Genomic DNA, 2,851 nt, shown 5'->3' with positions numbered 1-2,851 from the left:
GGTCATGGCGTGGGGGCACCGGACGTTACCCTCACGTCGTGTCCTTCCCGCACGTCCGACCCCGTCGCCTGCGCGCCAGCCCCGCGCTGCGCGATCTCGTCCGCGAGACCACGCTCACGGCGGGCGATCTCGTCCTCCCGCTCTTCGTGCACGAGGAGTCCGGGCGCGCGCCGATCGAGGCGATGCCCGGCGTGGACCGGCTCTCGGTCCAGGACGCGGTCGCGGAGTGCGCCGAGGCGGTCCGGCTGGGACTCGCCGGCGTGCTGCTCTTCGGCATCCCGCGTCACAAGGACGCCGCGGGCAGTCAGGCGTACGCCGCGGAGGGGATCGTGCAGGTGGCGGTGCGCGCCATCAAGGCGGCGCACCCGGACCTCCTGGTGATCACCGACGTGTGCCTGTGCGAGTACACCGACCACGGGCACTGCGGCCACGTGCTCGAGGACGGCTCGGTCGACAACGACGCGTCGCTCGAGCTGCTGTGCCGGGTCGCCGTCTCGCACGCGCGCGCCGGCGCCGACGTCGTCGCCCCGAGCGACATGATGGACGGGCGCGTCGGGGCGATCCGGGCCGCGCTCGACGAGGCGGGCTTCGCGACGACGCCGATCCTCGCCTACTCCGCCAAGTACGCGAGCGCCTACTACGGGCCCTTCCGCGAGGCCGCGGACTCCACCCCGGCCTTCGGCGACCGCCGCAGCTACCAGCTCGATCCGGCCAACGGCGACGAGGGCGTCCGCGAGGCGCTGCTCGACGTCGGGGAGGGCGCCGACATGCTCATGGTCAAGCCGGCGCTGCCGTATCTCGACCTGATCTGGCGCGTCAAGGAGGCGACGAGGATGCCGGTGGCCGCGTACAACGTGAGCGGCGAGTATGCGATGGTGAAGGCGGCCGCGCTCGCCGGGCACGTCGACGAGCGCGCCGTCGTCCTCGAGACCCTGACGTCCATCCGACGGGCCGGCGCCGACATCGTGATCACCTACCACGCCAAGGACGCAGCGACATGGCTGACGTGACGCACTCCACTCCCGACGGCATCCGCGACGACGTCGCGACGCCGAAGATCCGCGAGCGCAAGGACGGCGCCGCGGTTCCGTTGAGCGACCTCGACCGCACGATCCTGGACCTCATGCAGGGGCAGTTCCCCCTGGACGTCCACCCGTACGCGCGGGTCGCCGAGAAGGCCGGCTGCACCGAGGAGGAGCTGCTGGCCACGATCCGCCGCCTGCTCAAGGACCGGATCATCCGCCAGGTCACCCCGATCTACGACACGCGCGCCCTCGGGTACGGCTCGATGCTCGTCGCGGCCAAGGTGGACCCCGAGCACACCTGGCGCCCCGCGAAGATCATCAACTCGCACCCCGGCGTCAGTCACAACTACCTGCGCAACCACGACTTCAACATGTGGTTCACGCTGGCGGTCGAGGAGGACTCCAAGCTCGGACTGCAGGGCACGCTCGACGTGCTGCAGGAGCTCACCGGGGCCGAGTCGATCCGTCAGCTCCCGACGCTGAAGCTGTTCAAGATCCGCATGGACCTCGAGATGAGCGGCGACACGGACTCCCTGTCGCAGCAGGGTGTCGCCGAGGACCCGGTCGAGCTGGAGAAGGTCCCCTACGACGACCTCGACCGCGCGGTCATCCGCGAGACGCAGGGCGACCTGCCGGTCGTGCCGGAGCCCTACGCCGAGGCGGCCGTGCGCCTGGGGATGACGCAGCAGCAGCTCCTGGACCACCTCGCCGGGATGAAGGATCGGGGCATCCTGCGACGGGTGGCCGCGATCCTCTACCACCGCCGCGCCGGCTTCTCCGCCAACGGCATGGGGGTCTGGAAGGTCCCGGACGACCAGATCGCCGAGATCGGGCCGAGGATGGCCGCGTTCCGCGGCATCAGCCACTGCTACCAGCGTCCGACCTACGAGGACTGGCCCTACTCCGTCTTCACCATGGCCCACGGGCGGTCCAAGGAGGAGTGCGACGCGGTGCTGGACACGATCGCCGAGAAGACCGGCATCACCGAGCGCGCCACGCTCTACTCGTCGACCGAGTTCAAGAAGGTCCGGCTCCTGTACTTCACGGACGACTTCAAGAACTGGGAGCGGGAGTACGCCGGAGTCTGAGCCCGGCCCCGCGGCAGCGGGCGACTCGACATCGGGCCATCGCTCTGGAAAGCTGAGCATGTGCCCCTCACCTTCGACGAGCTGGCCGAGCGCCTGGACGGCGTCAAGTTCATGTCCGCGGCACAGGCGCGACGGCTGTGGCGGTACATCGACGAGCACGACGCCCGCGACGTGCTCGACATCGGCACGTGCTACGGCGCGTCGGCGGCGTGGGCGGCGGGCGCGCTCGCGGTCCGGGGCGGGGGCACGGTGCTCACGGTCGATTCGGCCCAGTTCGACGACCTCAGCTCAGCGCGTGAGTGGGCGCACGAGGTCTGGGACCGCTGCGCGGTCCGGTCGCTCATCTCCGAGGAGCGCATCACGTGCTCCAGCTACGCGTGGTGGCTCCTGGAGCAGGCCGACGCCCGGCGGGGCCGCGACGGCCGGGTGACGCCGGCGTGGGACCTGGTCTACCTGGACGGCGCCAAGAGCCTGACCCTGGACGGGACCGCCGCCATGTTGCTGCTCGACCTCATCCGTCCGGGCGGGTGCCTGCTGCTCGACGACGTGGGCTGGAGCTACGCCGGGCACGACACCGGCTTCGGCCTGCGGTTCGGCGAGTTCGAGTACCAGGCATCCCAGGCTGAGCTCGAGCGCCCGCACGTCCGTGCGGTCTGCGAGGCGCTGCTGCGCCACGATCCCCGTGTCGCCCGCCTGGAGTACGAGGGCGACTGGGCCCGGGTGACGCTGGCGTCCCGC

General features: G+C 71.0%; 3 protein-coding genes. All 3 read left to right on the top strand.

What is annotated here, in order from left to right; translation table 11 throughout:
* Positions 1 to 38: 38 nt before the first annotated feature.
* Positions 39 to 1,010 (top strand): porphobilinogen synthase, encoded by a 972-nt coding sequence (hemB, locus tag ABYE80_RS19305; protein WP_372791936.1) that lies wholly within the window; start codon positions 39 to 41, stop codon positions 1,008 to 1,010.
* A complete protein-coding gene (locus tag ABYE80_RS19300; protein ID WP_372791935.1) occupies positions 998 to 2,113 on the top strand; it encodes an Lrp/AsnC family transcriptional regulator in 1,116 nt (371 codons plus the stop codon). Before hemB ends, ABYE80_RS19300 begins: the two co-directional genes overlap by 13 nt.
* 60 nt (positions 2,114 to 2,173) lie before the next feature.
* Positions 2,174 to 2,851, top strand: a 678-nt coding sequence (locus ABYE80_RS19295) for a class I SAM-dependent methyltransferase (RefSeq protein WP_372791934.1), incomplete at its 3' end; no start/stop codon positions are given.

This window comes from Paraconexibacter sp. (assembly GCF_041602235.1).
In the GTDB taxonomy this organism is placed as follows: Bacteria; Actinomycetota; Thermoleophilia; order Solirubrobacterales; family Solirubrobacteraceae; genus Paraconexibacter.
The sequence above is the reverse complement of the archived record's forward strand: the minus strand, read 5'-3'. Positions and strand labels throughout refer to the sequence as shown.

Bases quoted from the DNA above. Each gene is read 5' to 3' on its own strand.
- ABYE80_RS19300 (WP_372791935.1), top strand. From the start codon at position 998: ATGGCTGACGTGACGCACTCCACTCCCGACGGCATCCGCGACGACGTC.